Source organism: Methanobrevibacter millerae (genome assembly GCF_900103415.1).
In the GTDB taxonomy this organism is placed as follows: domain Archaea; phylum Methanobacteriota; class Methanobacteria; order Methanobacteriales; family Methanobacteriaceae; genus Methanocatella; species Methanocatella millerae.
Window position 1 is genome coordinate 141,069 of the sequence record NZ_FMXB01000001.1, and the last position, 16,543, is coordinate 157,611.

Annotated in this window: 17 protein-coding genes; 10 read left to right on the forward strand and 7 right to left on the reverse strand. The window is 37.5% G+C overall.

From position 1 onward, the window contains the following. Positions 1–36 precede the first annotated feature (36 nt). Genes F3G70_RS00690 through F3G70_RS00700 form a run of 3 tightly spaced genes read right to left on the reverse strand, consistent with a single transcriptional unit; the run spans position 37 to position 1,921 of the window. On the reverse strand, positions 37–324 hold the full coding sequence (locus F3G70_RS00690) for an ArsR/SmtB family transcription factor (RefSeq protein WP_188118011.1): 288 nt from the start codon (positions 322–324) through the stop codon (positions 37–39). Beyond that, entirely contained in the window at positions 317–1,129 is an 813-nt protein-coding gene (locus F3G70_RS00695; RefSeq protein WP_149730793.1) for a helix-turn-helix transcriptional regulator, read from the reverse strand. Before F3G70_RS00695 ends, F3G70_RS00690 begins: the two co-directional genes overlap by 8 nt. Continuing rightward, positions 1,130–1,921, reverse strand: coding sequence for a helix-turn-helix transcriptional regulator (locus tag F3G70_RS00700; protein WP_223165966.1), 792 nt, complete (start codon positions 1,919–1,921; stop codon positions 1,130–1,132). It abuts the gene before it with no gap. Positions 1,922–2,235: 314 nt separating this feature from the next. Here F3G70_RS00700 and F3G70_RS00705 point away from each other — a divergent pair, with 314 nt between their 5' ends. From F3G70_RS00705 to F3G70_RS00750, 10 genes are all read left to right on the forward strand, one after another. Continuing rightward, the gene (locus tag F3G70_RS00705) at positions 2,236–2,742 is read left to right on the forward strand and encodes a ribonuclease VapC (protein ID WP_149730794.1); all 507 of its coding nucleotides are present in this window, start codon (positions 2,236–2,238) and stop codon (positions 2,740–2,742) included. Beyond that, positions 2,739–3,860, forward strand: a complete 1,122-nt coding sequence (locus F3G70_RS00710) for a DUF2117 domain-containing protein (RefSeq protein ID WP_149730795.1) — start codon at positions 2,739–2,741, stop codon at positions 3,858–3,860. The genes F3G70_RS00705 and F3G70_RS00710 overlap by 4 nt, the downstream gene beginning before the upstream one ends. Before the next feature lie 5 nt (positions 3,861–3,865). After that, the gene (locus F3G70_RS00715; protein ID WP_149730796.1) at positions 3,866–4,849 is read left to right on the forward strand and encodes a methanogenesis marker 2 protein; all 984 of its coding nucleotides are present in this window, start codon (positions 3,866–3,868) and stop codon (positions 4,847–4,849) included. A 397-nt stretch (positions 4,850–5,246) separates the two neighbouring features. Continuing rightward, a complete protein-coding gene (locus tag F3G70_RS00720) occupies positions 5,247–6,833 on the forward strand; it encodes an ABC1 kinase family protein (RefSeq protein ID WP_149730797.1) in 1,587 nt (528 codons plus the stop codon). Between the two features lie 295 nt (positions 6,834–7,128). Next, entirely contained in the window at positions 7,129–8,670 is a 1,542-nt protein-coding gene (gene mmp3, locus F3G70_RS00725) for a methyl-coenzyme M reductase-associated protein Mmp3 (RefSeq protein ID WP_149730798.1), read from the forward strand. Continuing rightward, on the forward strand, positions 8,648–9,115 hold the full coding sequence (locus F3G70_RS00730; protein ID WP_149730799.1) for a methanogenesis marker 6 protein: 468 nt from the start codon (positions 8,648–8,650) through the stop codon (positions 9,113–9,115). Before mmp3 ends, F3G70_RS00730 begins: the two co-directional genes overlap by 23 nt. Positions 9,116–9,128: 13 nt before the next feature. Then, positions 9,129–9,584, forward strand: coding sequence for a methanogenesis marker 5 protein (locus F3G70_RS00735; protein WP_149730800.1), 456 nt, complete (start codon positions 9,129–9,131; stop codon positions 9,582–9,584). A 2-nt stretch (positions 9,585–9,586) separates the two neighbouring features. Continuing rightward, positions 9,587–10,828 (forward strand): methanogenesis marker 15 protein, encoded by a 1,242-nt coding sequence (locus F3G70_RS00740; RefSeq protein WP_149730801.1) that lies wholly within the window; start codon positions 9,587–9,589, stop codon positions 10,826–10,828. A gap of 14 nt (positions 10,829–10,842) precedes the next feature. Beyond that, positions 10,843–11,403 (forward strand): methanogenesis marker 17 protein, encoded by a 561-nt coding sequence (locus tag F3G70_RS00745; RefSeq protein ID WP_149730802.1) that lies wholly within the window; start codon positions 10,843–10,845, stop codon positions 11,401–11,403. A gap of 62 nt (positions 11,404–11,465) precedes the next feature. Next, complete coding sequence (locus F3G70_RS00750) at positions 11,466–12,332, forward strand: radical SAM protein (RefSeq protein WP_149730803.1); 867 nt, start codon at positions 11,466–11,468, stop codon at positions 12,330–12,332. A 50-nt stretch (positions 12,333–12,382) separates the two neighbouring features. On the opposite strand, the gene F3G70_RS00755 is transcribed toward F3G70_RS00750, so the two are convergent. From F3G70_RS00755 to F3G70_RS00770, 4 genes are all read right to left on the reverse strand, one after another. Further along, positions 12,383–13,621, reverse strand: a complete 1,239-nt coding sequence (locus F3G70_RS00755) for an MFS transporter (protein ID WP_149730804.1) — start codon at positions 13,619–13,621, stop codon at positions 12,383–12,385. Between the two features lie 81 nt (positions 13,622–13,702). Further along, positions 13,703–14,335: a 4'-phosphopantetheinyl transferase family protein gene (locus F3G70_RS00760; RefSeq protein WP_149730805.1), complete on the reverse strand. Its 633-nt coding sequence runs from the start codon at positions 14,333–14,335 to the stop codon at positions 13,703–13,705. Next, the gene (locus F3G70_RS00765; RefSeq protein WP_149730806.1) at positions 14,328–15,962 is read right to left on the reverse strand and encodes a PP2C family protein-serine/threonine phosphatase; all 1,635 of its coding nucleotides are present in this window, start codon (positions 15,960–15,962) and stop codon (positions 14,328–14,330) included. Before F3G70_RS00765 ends, F3G70_RS00760 begins: the two co-directional genes overlap by 8 nt. Further along, positions 15,959–16,273, reverse strand: a complete 315-nt coding sequence (locus F3G70_RS00770; protein ID WP_223165967.1) for an STAS domain-containing protein — start codon at positions 16,271–16,273, stop codon at positions 15,959–15,961. Before F3G70_RS00770 ends, F3G70_RS00765 begins: the two co-directional genes overlap by 4 nt. Positions 16,274–16,543 lie beyond the last annotated feature (270 nt).

Sequence of the window (16,543 nt, forward strand, 5' to 3'; positions counted from 1 at the left end):
CCATATTTTGCAAAAATCTTATAAACTTACTATTAATTATATTAATTTTTTCAGCTTATAAAATGCTTCGCTCTCATTTATGAGTTTTGGGGTTGCTTCATAGATTGAACCATATTCCGTATTTTTCTTTTCAATCAGGTTATGCTTCAGCATAATCTGCATATGATAATAGGCTGTATTGTAGCTGATATCGAGGATATTAGCTATTTGATTCGGATTGTATGGTCTTACCAGAATCTTTTCGATTATTCTGGCAGTGGTTTTTCCTCCCTTTTTTTGAAGAAGGATAACCTTTAGCGTATTTATATCTTTATTGTCATTCATAGTCATTATCACCTTTGTATGCGTTAAATACTCCTTTGCTCCATTTCAAGGCATTTTCATGTTTGTCAATGAGCATTTGCGAATCATCGTAATGATTATCCTTGAAAAACAATGTCAAGGCCATGAACTTTTCAGAGAAGGTCAGGAATATTTTCAGGTCTTCCCTGGTTTCTATCACAGTAACTTTCCTGTTTTCAAGCAGCGATTTTTTCAGATATCGGTTCCTTCTCATGTTCTTGAGAATTTTCGAATTGATTAAAATCGTCAGGCTGATTAGCTGATTTTCTTTCAAAAGCTTTATGAGATTGTTGAAATGATTCTCCGAATAAATCGGCAGAATTATTGTCAGTTCTCTTGATGTTGAAATCAGTTCAACGTAGCTGTTGTATGCGTTGGACAAGTCACTTGTTGTCGACGAGACGAATTTTGCGTCTTTTAAAAGATATAATTTGTTTAAGTAATCATCCGGAATTCCTCGAAGGTCGTGGTTGTTCCAGAAGATCTTATTCTTTTCAATCGAATACCAGTTATCAATCAGTTTGATAACGTTTGTTGCAAGTAAGTAGCCGTTGGAAGTCAATGAATAGTCTTTTTTGTCTTTTTTAATCAATTCATCGCTTTCCAGTTCTTTCAAGCCGTGCAATATTGTTGCGGAAGGTTTTTTGAGCTCGTCCCTTATTTCATTAAGGTTTTTGCTTTCATTGTAGAGGACTACCAGAATCAGCGTGCGCATTGAGGACGTCAGCAGATACTTGACATTCTGGAATTCATTGAGATTGTTGAAGTTTTCCGTTGTGGAGGTCATTTAAATCACTCTTTCTTTGATGTCTTCAAATAGCGTATTCGCCCAATGCAGTGATTCCTTTGATTCACAGTTCAGTATTCTGTTCTGATCGTAGCTGCCATCATTGCGAAACAGTCCCAGATTCATTGAATTGTCACATATGAGCAGGTAAAGCTCAATGCTTTCATTAAGTACATGAATCTTCAGCCGTCCGCTTTTAATTGATTTGCGCTTAATGCCCTCGTCAATCTGTTTGATAATGCCTTTGTATATCCTTCTCTCCATAATCAATTCGACATTTCCGTCTTCCCTTAAAATGTCTTCAATCAATTCCGGATAGTCCGGATGAATGTAAGGCAGTATCCCTTTCACATTTTTAGACTCTTTCAGCTGCTTCTTTACATTATTGTGAGTTCTATAAATGTCGGTTGGATTCGTTTCAATCAACCTTGATTCATAAAGCTCTGTTATATTTTCTATTAACTCATTATTTAAGTATTTTATCTTATGTTTGCTCCAAAATGAGTCAAAGTTCTTGATAACGTCTATGCTTTTTTTGAATTCCATTAGCTGATTGAAGTGAAGCCTTGTCATGGGAGTAATTTCATATACTCTGTCAATTTTTTGAACATGATCATTGAGCTCTAATCTGTTAATGTTATTTGAAACGGAGCTGTAAACCATATTGGTATTGTCTACGATTTCTTTTACTGTCTGTGGCCTTGCATTTAGTTCTGTTAGTATTTTTAATCGAATTTCTGACTTTACGATAAACATCATCTTGTTGTCAATATAATCGCTGTCCCTTATCATTTTCTTCACCGCATAATTTTTTTCAATCGGGTCAATTCTTGTCAGTGATTGAAATATGTTCACGTTATTAGTTTTTTTCTATGATGTTTAAATAAATATATGAAAATTCCCTGAATATTCCATTAATATTTCATGAAAATTCTATGAACATTCACTGAAAGTTTCCTTAACGTTTCATGAAGATTGACTGAAACTTCTCTGAAAGTATCCTGAAATTTGGGTGAAACTTCACTGAAGCTTGGGTGAAAATTCCATGAAACTTCCCTGAAGATTAACCGAAAACTTTTATAGATTTTCAAATCAAAGATATGTTTATGGAAATTTACTATATTCTTGATGCATCAGCTTTCATCAACGGTTTTGATTTAACCGCAAAAAATAATTATACTGTTCCTGAAATTACTGTCGAAATCAAGGACTTTGAGTCACGTCTGGCATATGACAGCGCAGTCGATGAGGGAAGGCTTAAAGTTCAGGACGTAACCCAAAAGTACCTGGATAAAACTGACGAGTCAATATCAGAGTCTGGAGACGTTTTGAGACTGTCACTGCCAGATAAAAAGCTGATAGCACTTGCCCTCATGCTAATCGATGAGGGAAAATCAGTTAAGGTGATAAGCGATGACTACACCATCCAGAACACCTTGAAGATTATGGGAATCGACTATTCCGGAATAATAACCGAGGGAATAAAGGAAATCTATAACTGGAAAAAAGTCTGTCAGGGATGCAAAAAGGAATTCGATGAGGATTACCCTTTCGACGACTGCGACGTATGCGGCTCCAGGATTTTCAAAAAAAGAATCAGGGTGAGGAAATGAGAATAGGAATTGTGGTTCACGGTCCAAACATCATAGATTCCGGCTATGCCCTGAAACTGATTGACCTGATAAATGAATACGGTGACGTTTCTGTAAGACTCGGCGGAACCATGGGAAGAACTGCCGTGATTGACAAGTCCCTTGAAAATGTTATAGACATCTCACGAAAGCTTGTTCCAAGCGATTCCTTAAAGATATTTCACGATGACAACGTTGACGTTATTTTCCTTTTGAATTACGGCAAATCATCAACTACAGGCCAGGTTTTCGGCTATAAGGTCTACACTCACTATGAAAACAAAATTGCTGACAATAATATTCCCGTCATTCAGATTGAAAGGCCGGGCGAAAAGGACGGAAGCGTCATTAACTGGGCATGCAAGTCCGATTTGGCTTGTGAATTTGCCGATAAGCTGAATTTAAAAATTGTAACGCCTGAAGAGATTTATGAAACCCATATAAAGGATGACGAGAAAAGCGAATCTCGAAGGACGATTCATGGAGTGAGCCCCAGCGAAAACATAATGGTTAACGGCGTGGTTATTGGAAAATCAACCTCTGATAAATTAATACTGGTTTCAAAGGACGGCAGAATCGTTGAAATCGTTGGGGGCGAGATTAAGCCCCATGGCATTGAAAAATTGGGTGAAGTCGATTTAGGCTCAGCCATCGTAAAGACCGGGCTTTTGCGAAAGGCGAAAGTCACTCCGAGAGTACTGGACAATGAGAAGTCCTCAGACTTTAAGGTGGCATTTCTCGACCATGCAGGCGAGGACGTTTACCGGTTCAGGAATCATTCAGTGGTAATCACCATAGGCGACGACACCACATTAATAGCATCGGACATCCTATACAGATTCAGCATTCCGATAATAGGAATAACCGACGGTGATTTGGATAAGGTCGTTGAAAGCGGATTTAAATCTAAAAATTCAGTTATTTTTGAAGTTGAAAGCGGAAACGATGACATTATCGGCGGTGAAATCCATAAATTAATTTTTAAAAATGAAAATGAATTGGTCAATTCGGCCGATTTCAAGTCAATTGATGATTTGGAAAAAAAGATTATCGAAATCATAAATAATAGGAATATTAAATATAAAATCAATAGAATTTAAAGGAAGTGGGGTTTATTTTAGACTTTGAAAAACTCATAAAAGAAGTACAGGAATTCGAAGGAGTTTCCCGTAAAAGCTCAATAGACAATGTAATCAATCTTTTGGGTGAAGCTTATAATGTTTCAGGAGATGTAATCATCGACATCGGTGATGACGCATCAGCAGTTGATATAGGAAATAATCAGGTTATTCTGGTGGCTGCCGATGGAATATGGGGTCAGATTATGAATGTCAATCCGTATTGGGCAGGCTACTGTTCAGTTCTCGTTAACGTTAATGACATTGCGGCCATGGGCGGAAAGCCTCTAGCAATGGTTAACATAATGTCAATCAGCAACGATGAGATTTATGAAGAATTATTGACTGGAATAAAGGACGGATGCATGAAATTCGGAGTCCCTATGGTCGGAGGACACCTGCATCCCGATGCAGAATGCGATTCAGTTGGAGTAGCCATTGTCGGTATAGCTCAAAAGGACAAGCTAATTACCAGTTTCGGTGCTAAAACCGGCGATAAGGTAATTGTAGCCATTGACTTGGACGGCAAGCCTCATGAGATGTTTAAACTGAACTGGGATACCACTTATGACAAGGATGCCAAGCTTGTTCAGGATCAGATTACCGCAGTCCAGTACTTGGCCGAAAATGACTATATCAAGGCGGGAAAGGACATTTCAAACCCTGGAATTTTAGGGACTCTGGAAATGCTTCTTGAGACTTCCGGAAAAGGGGCTAACGTCAATCTTTCAGACATTCCAAGAAATGAGAGTGTGCCATGGGCAGACTGGCTAAAGTCATATCCTGGATCCGGCTTTGTATTTACGGCTCCTGAGGATAAATGCGATTTCATTAAGGAGTATCTTGCCAAATATTCAATAGAAGCCAATGTGGTCGGCGAAGTAACCGATGAATTGACGCTTAACGTTACTTACGAAGGCCAGACCATTGAAGTATTTGACCAAAATAAGAATCCTGTCTTTAAATTATAAATTAACCACACTTTTTTACTATTTTTTTTAGGAAACCATATTTTATTCTAGATTTTGATAATAAATGATTGATTATATTTATGAAGCAGTCATGAAAAAATGAAAGTGAAATTGAATAATTTCATAAAATGTTGTGTTTGTTATTATGATTTTGTTACTTAATTAATAATTATAATTGAATTTTATTAAATAAAATAGTCAGTTTCATATAATCTAATGCCCCCTATTTTTATATGGATTTAAAAATGGGGTGATTTGAGGGTTTAAAACAAGAAAAGGAAAAATTTCTTAAAAAAAGGGTCAAAGAAAAATCAAAAAAGAAGAATTTATCTTGAAAATACGAATTATTGATTAATATTCACGTTAATAGAAAATTTAAAGCACAAGGCGATAAAAAATGGGAAAAGAAGAAAAGAAAGTTGCAAGAAAACGTTTTGATGAAATTATGGGTGTTGCAAAAAATCACCATTTGGCAAATCTGTTAAAGGACAAAGGTGAAGATGAGAACTTTGAAGTTTCAGATTTAAGGTATGCAATGGAGGAATTGGGTCCTGCATTCATCAAATTGGGTCAGCTATTGGCTACAAGGCCCGATATGGTCGGTAATGAGATTGCTGATGACTTGAAACTTCTTAGGGACAATACTCCACTGACTCCTTTTGATGAAATCAGGGAAGTTATCGAAGGAGAACTTGGACAGCCGTTGGAAGAAATCTATTCTGAATTCAATGAAGAACCTCTCGGTTTCGCATCAATCGGCCAGGTTTACAAGGCGACGTTAAAGGAAAACGGCATGGATGTTGCCGTAAAGGTTCAAAAGCCTGGAATCAGGGAAGTTATCGAGCCTGATGTAAAAATATTGATTAAAGTTGCCGGAACGGTAGACAAGTATGTTTCTAAATCAAGAACCTATAATTTACCTGCAATGGCCAAGGAATTTGAAAGATCCATCTTTAAAGAATTGAACTACCTGGAAGAAGTTAAAAACATCGGTAAAATAACCAAAAACTTTGAAGATGTTGAATACATCAAGATACCTGAAGTCTATCCTCAGCTTTGTACCTCCAAAGTCATTAACATGGAGCTTATCGACGGATATGAATTGCCTGACCTCTATGACAATGAAATTGAAGGAATCAACAACGCGGAAATTGCCCAGTACGGATGTCAATCCTATCTAAAGCAAGTGTTGATTGACGGATTTTTCCATGCAGACCCTCATCCGGGAAATCTCTTTGTAACCCGTGACAATAGGCTCTGCTACATTGATTTTGGAATGATAGGTGTCGTAAATGATACTTTCAGATCAAACTTCGCCCAATTGGTATTGCTCTTGCTGGATGGAAATTCACATCATCTCATCAATCAGTTGCTCTATATGAACATCATAACTCCTGAGCAGAACACTGATGAATTCAAGGAAGACATTGACGATTTGCTGAATTCATACCTCGGCGTTGACATGGACCAGATGGACGGCATATTCGATGATTTGATGAATGTCATGATTAGGCACAATATTATCCTTCCAAGGGAATTCGTAATGATTGGAAGGGGAATAATTCTCATTGAGGAAGCCGGAGACAAGCTTGATCCTCACTTCAACTTAACCGCTGAACTTGAAAAATTCGCTAAGGACATGATCAAGTCAAAATTCGAACCTGGAAATCTTGTAGGTGGCGGATTCAATTATATTGTTGAAATCGAGCATTTGCTGAAAGATTTGCCTGACAGGCTCAACAGCACTCTCGATAAGGTTGAAAAAGGCGAAATTGAATTAACTATGAACCACACTGGTTTGGATGACTTGAAAAATCAGCTGTCCATATCATTAATCGTATCCGCATTGCTTGTAGGTTCATCCATTGCAATCATGGCGGATAAGGGACCGAAAGTTTGGGATATTTCTGCAATCGGATTTTTAGGATTTCTATTCAGTGCAATTCTTGGAATCTATTTGATTATAAAGTATATAAGGAATTAACTTTCAAATTAAAAACTTGATGGTGGAATAATTAAATTCTTCTGTCAAGTTAAAAAGAGATTAAGTTAATAAAAAGGAGAAGGCAATTCCTCCTCAATCTACAGGGGTTGAGGTATCCTTGCCAAATAAGATGAACTTATTTCTCCCATTTTATTTTTTTGAATTAATTTTGGATAATCCGTCACTTCTTTTTTAATATGCCCGTACTTTTTTCCATCCCATTCAATTCAAATAAGTAACTATTTTAATATTAAAAAATAAAGTTAACATATTAAACAATATATTAGGAGATTGTATGTTAATTAAAGTTAATGGCAAAGAGATTGATGTGGCAGAAGGTTCAACAATCCAGGACGTTATTGATGAAACCAATGCCCCATATACTCCTGGTAGTATTATTTGTCTAATTAAGGGTAAAAAAGAACTGGAAAAGAATATAACTAAGTATAAAATTAAGACAACCCAAGGTTCTATCATTATCGAACTTTTAGATGATGAGGAGGCAAAACCTCTTGTTGACGTTTGGAAAAACCAGTATGAGGAATTCACCGACTTATCCATAAGGTGGTCCACCCCTACGGAAGTGGCAATCGGACCTATCGTAACCGATTTGGAGCCTACCCATGACGAATTCAAGTATTATGAGGGTGATGTTGTTTTAAGTTTATCTAGTTTCAGTAACGAGTCAACGCACTTGATTCTTCTTAAGGAAAATACCACTAACGTATATGGCGTGCCCCCATACAACAAGGGTATTTTTGCACGCATTATCGGTGGTAAAAAGACTTTGGCGGAATTGACTGATGACGATGAGGTAACTTCCATTGAACCGATCATTGAAAGAAGTACAACAACGGACAGCGCATCCGTTTCCGATTTGAGCACTGTTCTTGAAGCGGGAAATGAACTTTACACCTACATTTCCTTTGAAATTGATGAGAACTCACCGGTCTGTGTCGAACACTTGTTTTCATTAATTAAGGGCAATAGGATTAAGGTTCACTTTGATTCAAATTCATTTTTGGGCTTTTATGACCTTGAAGGCATTGACAAACCTAAGGAAAATACTACCCAAAGGGTACGAGGAACCATAACCATTAGAAATAATGGTGGCGGCGTAGGCAGAATGTACGTTTATCGTGAAAACAGGGTTTTAACCCCAAATCACACTACGGTGGGTAGAATCACTGCAGGAATGGAGCTTATTGATATTGCGAAAAAGGATGATTTCATTACTGTTGAATCCAAGCAGAAAAGATTGCTTCTGCTCAGCAAAAGTCAGGGCGAAGCAAGCAAATTGCTGGCCGAAGCCGGAATTGAGCATATCCGTGAAGGAGTTACCGATGATGATGGATTAATCGTAGAGCAGTCTCCTAGACATACCATTGATATTTTAAATGAAGGAAAAGTCGTAACAAAAGCCGTTGATCCTGAAAAAGTGGTTGAAGTTAAATTCGTTGACAATGCGCCAAGATCAGTCAAGTACTTTAAGTTAATATCCGGCCTTTTGGAAAACCCTGTCGGAAAAATCAAGATTCACTTTGCGGTGCCTGGAATGCACATTACCATCTTTGAAGGGGACAAAAAACTGGCTAAGGGACTCATTCCCGAAAACAACCCTGTAGATGTTGTAAATGAATGTGAAATTGGTATCACCAACATGTCTGCAAAGGCAGCAGGACTGATTGGTGTAAGGTTTGAGCCTAACAGGGAATTCGGACCGACTGCAGAATCATTTGGCGCTACAAACATTATAGGTAAAATGGTAGCCAATACTGAAGGTTTAGAAGATTTAAAAGAAGGAGTTGAAGTATATGTCAGAGAATCTATGTCCTAAAGTTAACATGAGTAGTGAAGATTGGGATCCGGACGTAATTACTCGTATGATAATTCTCGGACCTGGAGCTCGCGTAAGTGAAAGTGAGATTGTGGGAGAATTCCACATGCTTGGCCTTCCTTTAACAATCAAGAACACATGCTACGGATCAATGATTAGTGGCAAAAAGGAAGACGTTTACAAGGCGATTGAGGAAATCAGAAAGCTTGACCCTCCGCACATATTCACAAAGGAAAGAGGATTCGCTCCGGGTGACCCTAGAAGATGCAGGGGTCATAGATTCGGACCTAGGGAAGGATTCCATCAAATGGAAAAGGAATACACAATACTGGGTTATGTTGGCGAAGCTTTGGAAAATCCGAAAGACGTAACGGTTGAAAAGAAAAAACCGGTTAAAGTTGATGATTTTAAAGAAATAATGTATGAAAGTTTAGAAAACAAATAAAACAGGTGAAAATATGGTTAAAGTAGCTATTTATCCTCCAAATTCATTAATCTTGGCAGATTTAATTGAAAGGAAAGGTCATACTCCTTTGGTTCTTCAAAAACAAATTAGACAAAAGATAAAAGATCCGGAGATTGATTCTCCTCCGATGAACATTACAGAAGACGACCCGATTCAGGGTCTTAAATATGCGGCTATCGAGGTTCCGTCAGGTGTTCGTGGCAGAATGGCAATTATCGGACCTCTGATTGATGAGGCTGAAGCCGCAATCATCGTTGACGGCGCACCTTACGGTTTCGGTTGTATTGGTTGTGCAAGAACAAACGAATTATCAATATTCTTACTTAGGAATCGTGACATTCCTATTCTGGAAGTGGATTATCCGACAAATCAGGATGAAACCTACGTTATGGTAAACAACATCAATGAGTTCGTTGATTCACTAGAAGAAAAAGTTGAGGAGGAATAAAGATGGTTAAAATTGCTTTAGTTTCATGCGGAACTGAATATAGTGGAATTCAAAAGGAAATTGAAAAGGCAGCTAACAAGTTTGGTGCAGAAATTATTCTTCCCGAAATCGATTTGGATTACATTGATGAAGCTTATGAGAAATTCGGCTTTTCTGCTCAGAGTTCAAGTTTAAAGTTAATGATTGCAAGGGCAATGGCCATTGTCGAAGGCAGGTCAAAGCCTGATGCAGTATTTATCGCCACCTGTTTCAGATGTGCCGAAGCAGCACTTGTCAGAAATGAGGTAAGGCGTTTCATTCAGAACAATACTCGTATACCTGTAGTTACCTATTCATTCACTGAAAGGACTAAGGCTGACGAACTGTTCATACGTATGGAAGCTCTGGCCACTACAGTAACCAGAAGAAGTATTCTTGCACGTGAAAAGCAGGAAGGACTTACCCTCGGTCTGGACTCCGGCTCAACCACTACAAAGGCTGTTTTAATGGAAAACAACCAGGTTATCGGAACTGGCTGGACCGCAACCAAGGACATTATCGAATCCGCAAAGACTGCAGCAGCAGAAGCATTTGGCGAAACCGATTATGACTGGGATGATTTGGACGGTATCGGAACCACCGGTTATGGAAGGTTCACCATGGGTCAGGAATTCGGAGCCGAGCTCATTCAGGAAGAACTGTCCGTTAACGCAAAAGGCGCAGTATACCTTGCAGACCGTCAGAAAGGCGAAGCTACAGTATTGGACATCGGTGGTATGGACAACAAGGTAATTACCGTAAACAACGGTATTCCGGACAACTTTACCATGGGTGGTATCTGTGCAGGGGCATCCGGAAGATTTCTGGACATGACCTCCCGTAGGCTTGACGTTGACATTACTGAGCTTGGTCCTTTGGCAGTTCAGGGAGACTGGAGAAAGGCTATGCTTAACTCATACTGTATTGTATTCGGTATTCAGGACCTTGTTACTACTCTTGCTGCAGGCGGATCAAAGGCTGACGTTGCAGCGGCTGCATGTCACTCAGTATCAGAGCAGGTTTATGAACAGCAACTTCAGGAAATTGATATACGTGAACCTCTGATACAGGTGGGGGGAACAAGTTTGATTTCAGGTCTTGTTGAAGCCGTCAGTGAAACCCTGGGTGGAATTGACGTTATAGTTCCTGAATATTCCCAACACATCGGTGCTGTAGGCGCAGCTCTTCTCGTATCGGGAATGGGACACAGGCAGGATAACAAATAAGAAGAGTTGGTTATATGTTAGTTGAATGCTATGATGAGAAAGGCGCAGAGGTTTATGAAATCATCATAAAGCAGATTTTCCAGGATTTGGTTCTGGGTACGGCCGTTGATGATTTAAAAGCTTTTGTCAATCCTGACGATCCTGTATTTATATTAGCTATTAAAATGAAAAAGACTTCAACCGTCGTTGAATTCAAGGATGTCGCCACTTTTACTTATGTTAAGGAAAACGACATAACAAGCATCTTCATTGAGGATGAAAATTACCTTCCGAACATCTTGAAAAGGTTATGGAGGATGTTTTCAAGGGATGAAATCTATCAGCCTAACAGATTCACCATTGAAATTTCAGGAAATCAGATGAATCTGGAAACATTGATTATCGACGACCCTAAATCCAATCTTCAAAGAAGGATTTACGATGCCATATTCAGGATTTTGCCTGAAGGCTTCAAGATTATCAAGGACATGTCCACTAAGGATATTGTTGCAGTTGTCGCTACCGATGAGCTGATTATGGATGCTTGGATTGAAAAAGCTAATGTTTATATAAGTGAATTAGAAAATGGAATGTAGAAAGATTTATATAACACCTGTTATATAATATCTATAATCAATTAGGGAGAGTAGTGATTGAAATGAATGAACATAAAGGTTCCAGATTTGCACATATAACTAAAGCACATCCCTGCTTTAATGAAAAAATGCACGATAAAGTTGGTAGAGCTCATGTTCCAATCGCACCAAAATGCAATATCTTCTGTAACTTCTGTACAAGGGATATTAATAACGAAGAGGACAGGCCTGGGGTTGCAGGCTGCATCTTGAATCCTGACGATGCAATCGCACATATCGATGAAGTAACCGCAGACGGTCCAATTTCAGTTGTTGGTGTTGCAGGTCCTGGAGATTCTCTGGCCAATGAAGAAACCTTTGAATTCTTTGAAAAGATGGCTGAAAAACATCCTGACCTGATAAAATGCATGAGTACAAACGGGCTTTTGCTTCCAAAGTATGCTGACAGGCTTGCAGAGCTTGGAGTTAACTCAGTTACCGTAACGATTAATGCAATCGACCCGGATATTGCAGTTGACATCTATTCATTCATCAAATATGAAGGAAAGGTATACAAAGGCTATGAGGCTGTTGAAATCTTAATCAAAAATCAGCTGGAAGGTGTTGAAAAGGCGGCAGCCAACGGATTGGTCGTAAAGGTCAATTCAGTACTGATTCCTGGTTTGAATGACGAACACATCATTGAAATCGCAAAGGAAGTCAAGAAAAGAGGTGCTGCATTAATGAATATCTTGCCATTAATACCTCTGGCAAAAATGAAGCATTATTCACGCCCTGACTGTTCAATGATGGAAAGGGTTCGTGAAGAGGTCGAAGAGATAATTCCGGTATTCAGAGCATGTACTCAATGCAGGGCGGATGCATACGGAATTCCTGGTAAGAAAAGCGAAGATCATCATTTAGGAATGACTCCACAAAGTCATTACTAAATCTTTTTTTTTTAATTTCTTTTTTTACCGAAATTATTTTATTCATTAACTCAATCCAGCTCGTTAAGGACTGTTCCTTTGGTTTCAGGGAATACCCAAATCCATATGCCGCAGAGTATTGCAAATATTGATGCGATAGCTATTCCGTAGCTTAAATCGAAATATGTTGCAACGAGAGTAATGATTACTGGAGTTACGAATTGCGCTCCACGTGCAAGGTTGAATACAGTTCCAACAGCCGTATTTCTGATTTTTGTCGGGAAAAGTTCTGAGAACAGCGCACCGAATCCTCCGAAGAATCCGGTTCCGAATCCTGTGAGGAACATGAATACGAATATCAAATCTGGGACTGCTTCAATCTGATTCCAGCAAAGGGTTATCATGGATATGCTTATTCCCATAATGAAGCTGTATATCGTAAATGCAGGACGTCTTCCAAGCTTTTCGGCTACAAAACCGAATGAGGTATATCCAAGGAAATCTCCGCTTTGGATTAGAATGATTCCGAGAGTGGTTCCAACGGCAGCTAGACCCCTTTCCTTTGTAAGGTAGGTCGGAAGCCAGGAATAAGTATACCAGTATGCTGACATACCGAAAAGACACAAAATTAATGAGATTAAAAATATTTTCCTGTGTTCTTTGGTTATTAATTGCTTGAACTCCTGGAAAATATTTTTATTGACGTATTCGTCTCTGTTTTGAATCCAGACATCGGATTCCTTGAGATGTCTTCTGATGAATATGACTGTAATTGCAGGAATGATTGAAATTAAAAATGTAAGTCTCCAGCCGATAATAGGGCTTATTAATCCTCCGACTATTGAAGCCAGAATCACTCCAACAGGCGCTCCGGACTGCATGAAAGCTCCGTATCGGGCTCTCAGCTTATCCGGGAATGTCTCGTTAATGTAGGTCTGTCCTGTAGCCCATTCTCCACCGACACCCAACCCTGTGATGAATCTGAATATTATCAGGGAATAGAATGACCATGAAAATGCGGATAGTAATGTACCTATAGAATAGACTATGATTGTCCATTGAAGCACTGTCTTACGACCGTATTTGTCTCCAAGCGCTCCGAAAACAATTCCTCCTAAACCTGTGGCAAAAAGTGATACTCCCAAACATAAGGAAAGCATTTCCGCTGTAAAATTCAAACTGCTTTGAAGCTGTGATACAAGAAAGGTAAATAACATCAAATCGTAGAAATCAAAGACCCATCCTGCCCAGCTTAATGCGAAAATCTTGTAATGATCTTTTGTAAGCTTTTCATGTTCATTCATCAACATGGTTATACATCCTATCTGATTTTTTAGAAATAATTACTAATATTAATTTTTAAAATATTAGAATATAAATTTTTTTCAAATTTAAAGCAATTCTTTGGCCGAATATTCAAAACAATCGCTAACATCATAGTGTGAACATACCGCCAGCTTATAGTCTTTCATGTCAAACAAGTTGAATTTAAGGTTGTTTTTATCGTCTTTAAGTTTTATTTCATCATCGATTTCTATTTCAAAGCGGTCCAAGTCCAGATTAAATCCAAGTCCAGTGTATTTCATGTAGCTTTCCTTTAAAACCCAATAGCTGAAGAATTCGTCTGCCGGATTTTTAGAATTTTTTATGCTTTCATATTCTCTGTTGAAGAAGTAATTTTTAGCTATGTTTAAATCAATTGTAGGGTCAATATTTTCAATATCAATGCCAACTTCCCTATCGGAAATTGTGCATGCAACCATTTTGCTTGAATGACTTATATTAAAATAAATATTTTCATAGTTGGATATGTATGCCTTACCGTATTTTCCTATTTTGAAGTGAGGTTTGGTGATATCCATATCATCCAGAAGTTTCATTAAAAGTAAGTATGCGCCGCAGCTGAGTTTCTTGTCCTTTTCAAATCTGTAAAAATCGATTTTTTCTTGTCTTTCCGGTGAAACTCGGGCGTAACCCTTGCTTAAATCCAGATTCTCCACATTGCAGTAAGCTAATTTAATCATTTTTGATCTTTAAATATAATAATGTCATGTCGTCAAACTGGTCATTGCCTTCGGTAAAAGTGTTGATGTCATTCAATAACGGCACGATTGGGTCTTCATCGCTTTTGAATTCATTGAAGAACTTCAAAAGTCTCTCTTCGCCGTACATTTCATTGTTCTTATTGTTTGCATCGGTTATTCCGTCAGTGTATGCGACAATTCCATTTGTTAACGTTATCTCTTCGTTTTCGTATTCGAAATCTTCCATAATTCCTAAAACAATTCCTGTATCCATATTCAAATATTTGAATTCACCGTTTTCATTGATTAACGGGGGGTTGTGTCCTGCATTGGAAAATGTTAATTTGCTCGTTGTCCTGTTATAGATTCCAAGCCATAATGTAATGAACATCGTTTCGGGATTATTTTCATTCAGCTGATTGTTTAATGAGTATAGGACTTCTGAAGGATTGTGATTGTCTTTAAGCATCTGTTTAATCATGACCTGAGTAATCATTGCAACGATTGCTGCCGGAATACCCTTGCCTGAAGCGTCACCGATTACAATGGCCAGATTATCATCGTCCAATGGATAATAGTCAAAGAAATCTCCTCCTACCTCTTTTGCTGGACGGGAATATCCGTCAACAGTAAAATCCTCGGTTATAATCGCTTCGGTTGGAAGGGCGGCCGCCTGAATTTTGGTTGCGATATCGATTTCCGCATTCAAACGCTCCTTTTCACCTTCAATTTCCTGGATGTTTTCAATATAATTGTTGTTGTAGTTTATCAAATCAGTGTATGACTGGGCGAGCGTTCCGATTTCATTATTCTCATTAATATATTTTGAATAGATGTCGAGCAGTCCTTCCGTTTCGATTTTCTGGTTTTCATGCACGAATTCTCCAATCTGTGAAAATGATTTTATAGGGTTGATTAGCGTATTTTCAACATATTTCACAACAATCATTCCGGGTATGAAAAACAAAAGGATTATGATGTCAGTAATCATTAAAAATGGCATAAGTTCTGAAATGGTAACTAATTCCTCAAAATCTATGAATGAACTTTTTGCTACGAAGATTGAGAATAATAATCCGGATATTGCGATAATTAATGTTGCAAAAAGGAATATGTTCATGATTTTTTCAGATATCGGACTGATTTGAATTGAAGCTACTTCGGATTCGATAGGCTTTGTCAGATAAGCATATAATATGATTATGACAAGTGCCAGTTCCGCTATTGCTATCGCAATGTTCATTTGCATGTGGGACTGGATAAAAAGAACTGCCGTGAGAATTATTAAGATGGAAAATAATATTTTATATAATCGTTTGTTTGCTTTTCTTTTGGATTTTTGAGGAGTATGGATAAAATTAATCTTTTTGGAAACCCAAATACCTATTATTCCTATGATGAATGATATGAATCTAATTCCATTGTCTATGAATTCCAGTATTAGCTTTGAGTCGATGTATTCTGCATTAACGGTAATGAATTCTGATTTTGAATAGCATACAATGTTAACGAATATCTCTTCCACGATTAAATTGACCTGAAGGTTTTCTTCGGGAAGCTCATTTAAGACAAGTTCGTTTAAAGCATATAGCTCGTTCAAATCAGGTTTTAATGTTATTGAGTTCATTCTATCTTTAAAATTTTATCAAAACCTGACATTCTGAATATTTCATTAATCGTATCGTTGATGTTTTTAATGACAAAAGGAATGTTGTCCGCTTTCAGTTTCTTTTGGGTTGCAATCAGCACCCTAAGTCCTGCACTTGAAATGTATTCCAAATCGGTAAAATCCAAAATCAATGAGTCAAAATTGCCGATTTCGTCATTAATTTCTTTTTCCAACTCCTTTGAAGTGATTGTATCAATGCGACCTTCAACAGTTAATGTCAACTCTTTTTCATTATAATTTTTTGAAATGTTCATGATATCTCTTTTCATTAATTATTGATAATATATTATTTTTCATTAACTTTTAATATTTTCTAATATTTTTTTTTAATCTAATTGTAAATTTGGCAATAATGATTAATCCATGATTTATGAAATTGCAGTTGTGATTTTAATTATCATTAATTATACTCATTAAAAGTCAAAATAAGTTAATTTAACGGTTTTAATGTTGTATGTGAGTACTTGCACTCAAAAAACTATATATTTAATATTCTTGATATATAATTAATAAATAATGCAAAATTAATTAGATATTTT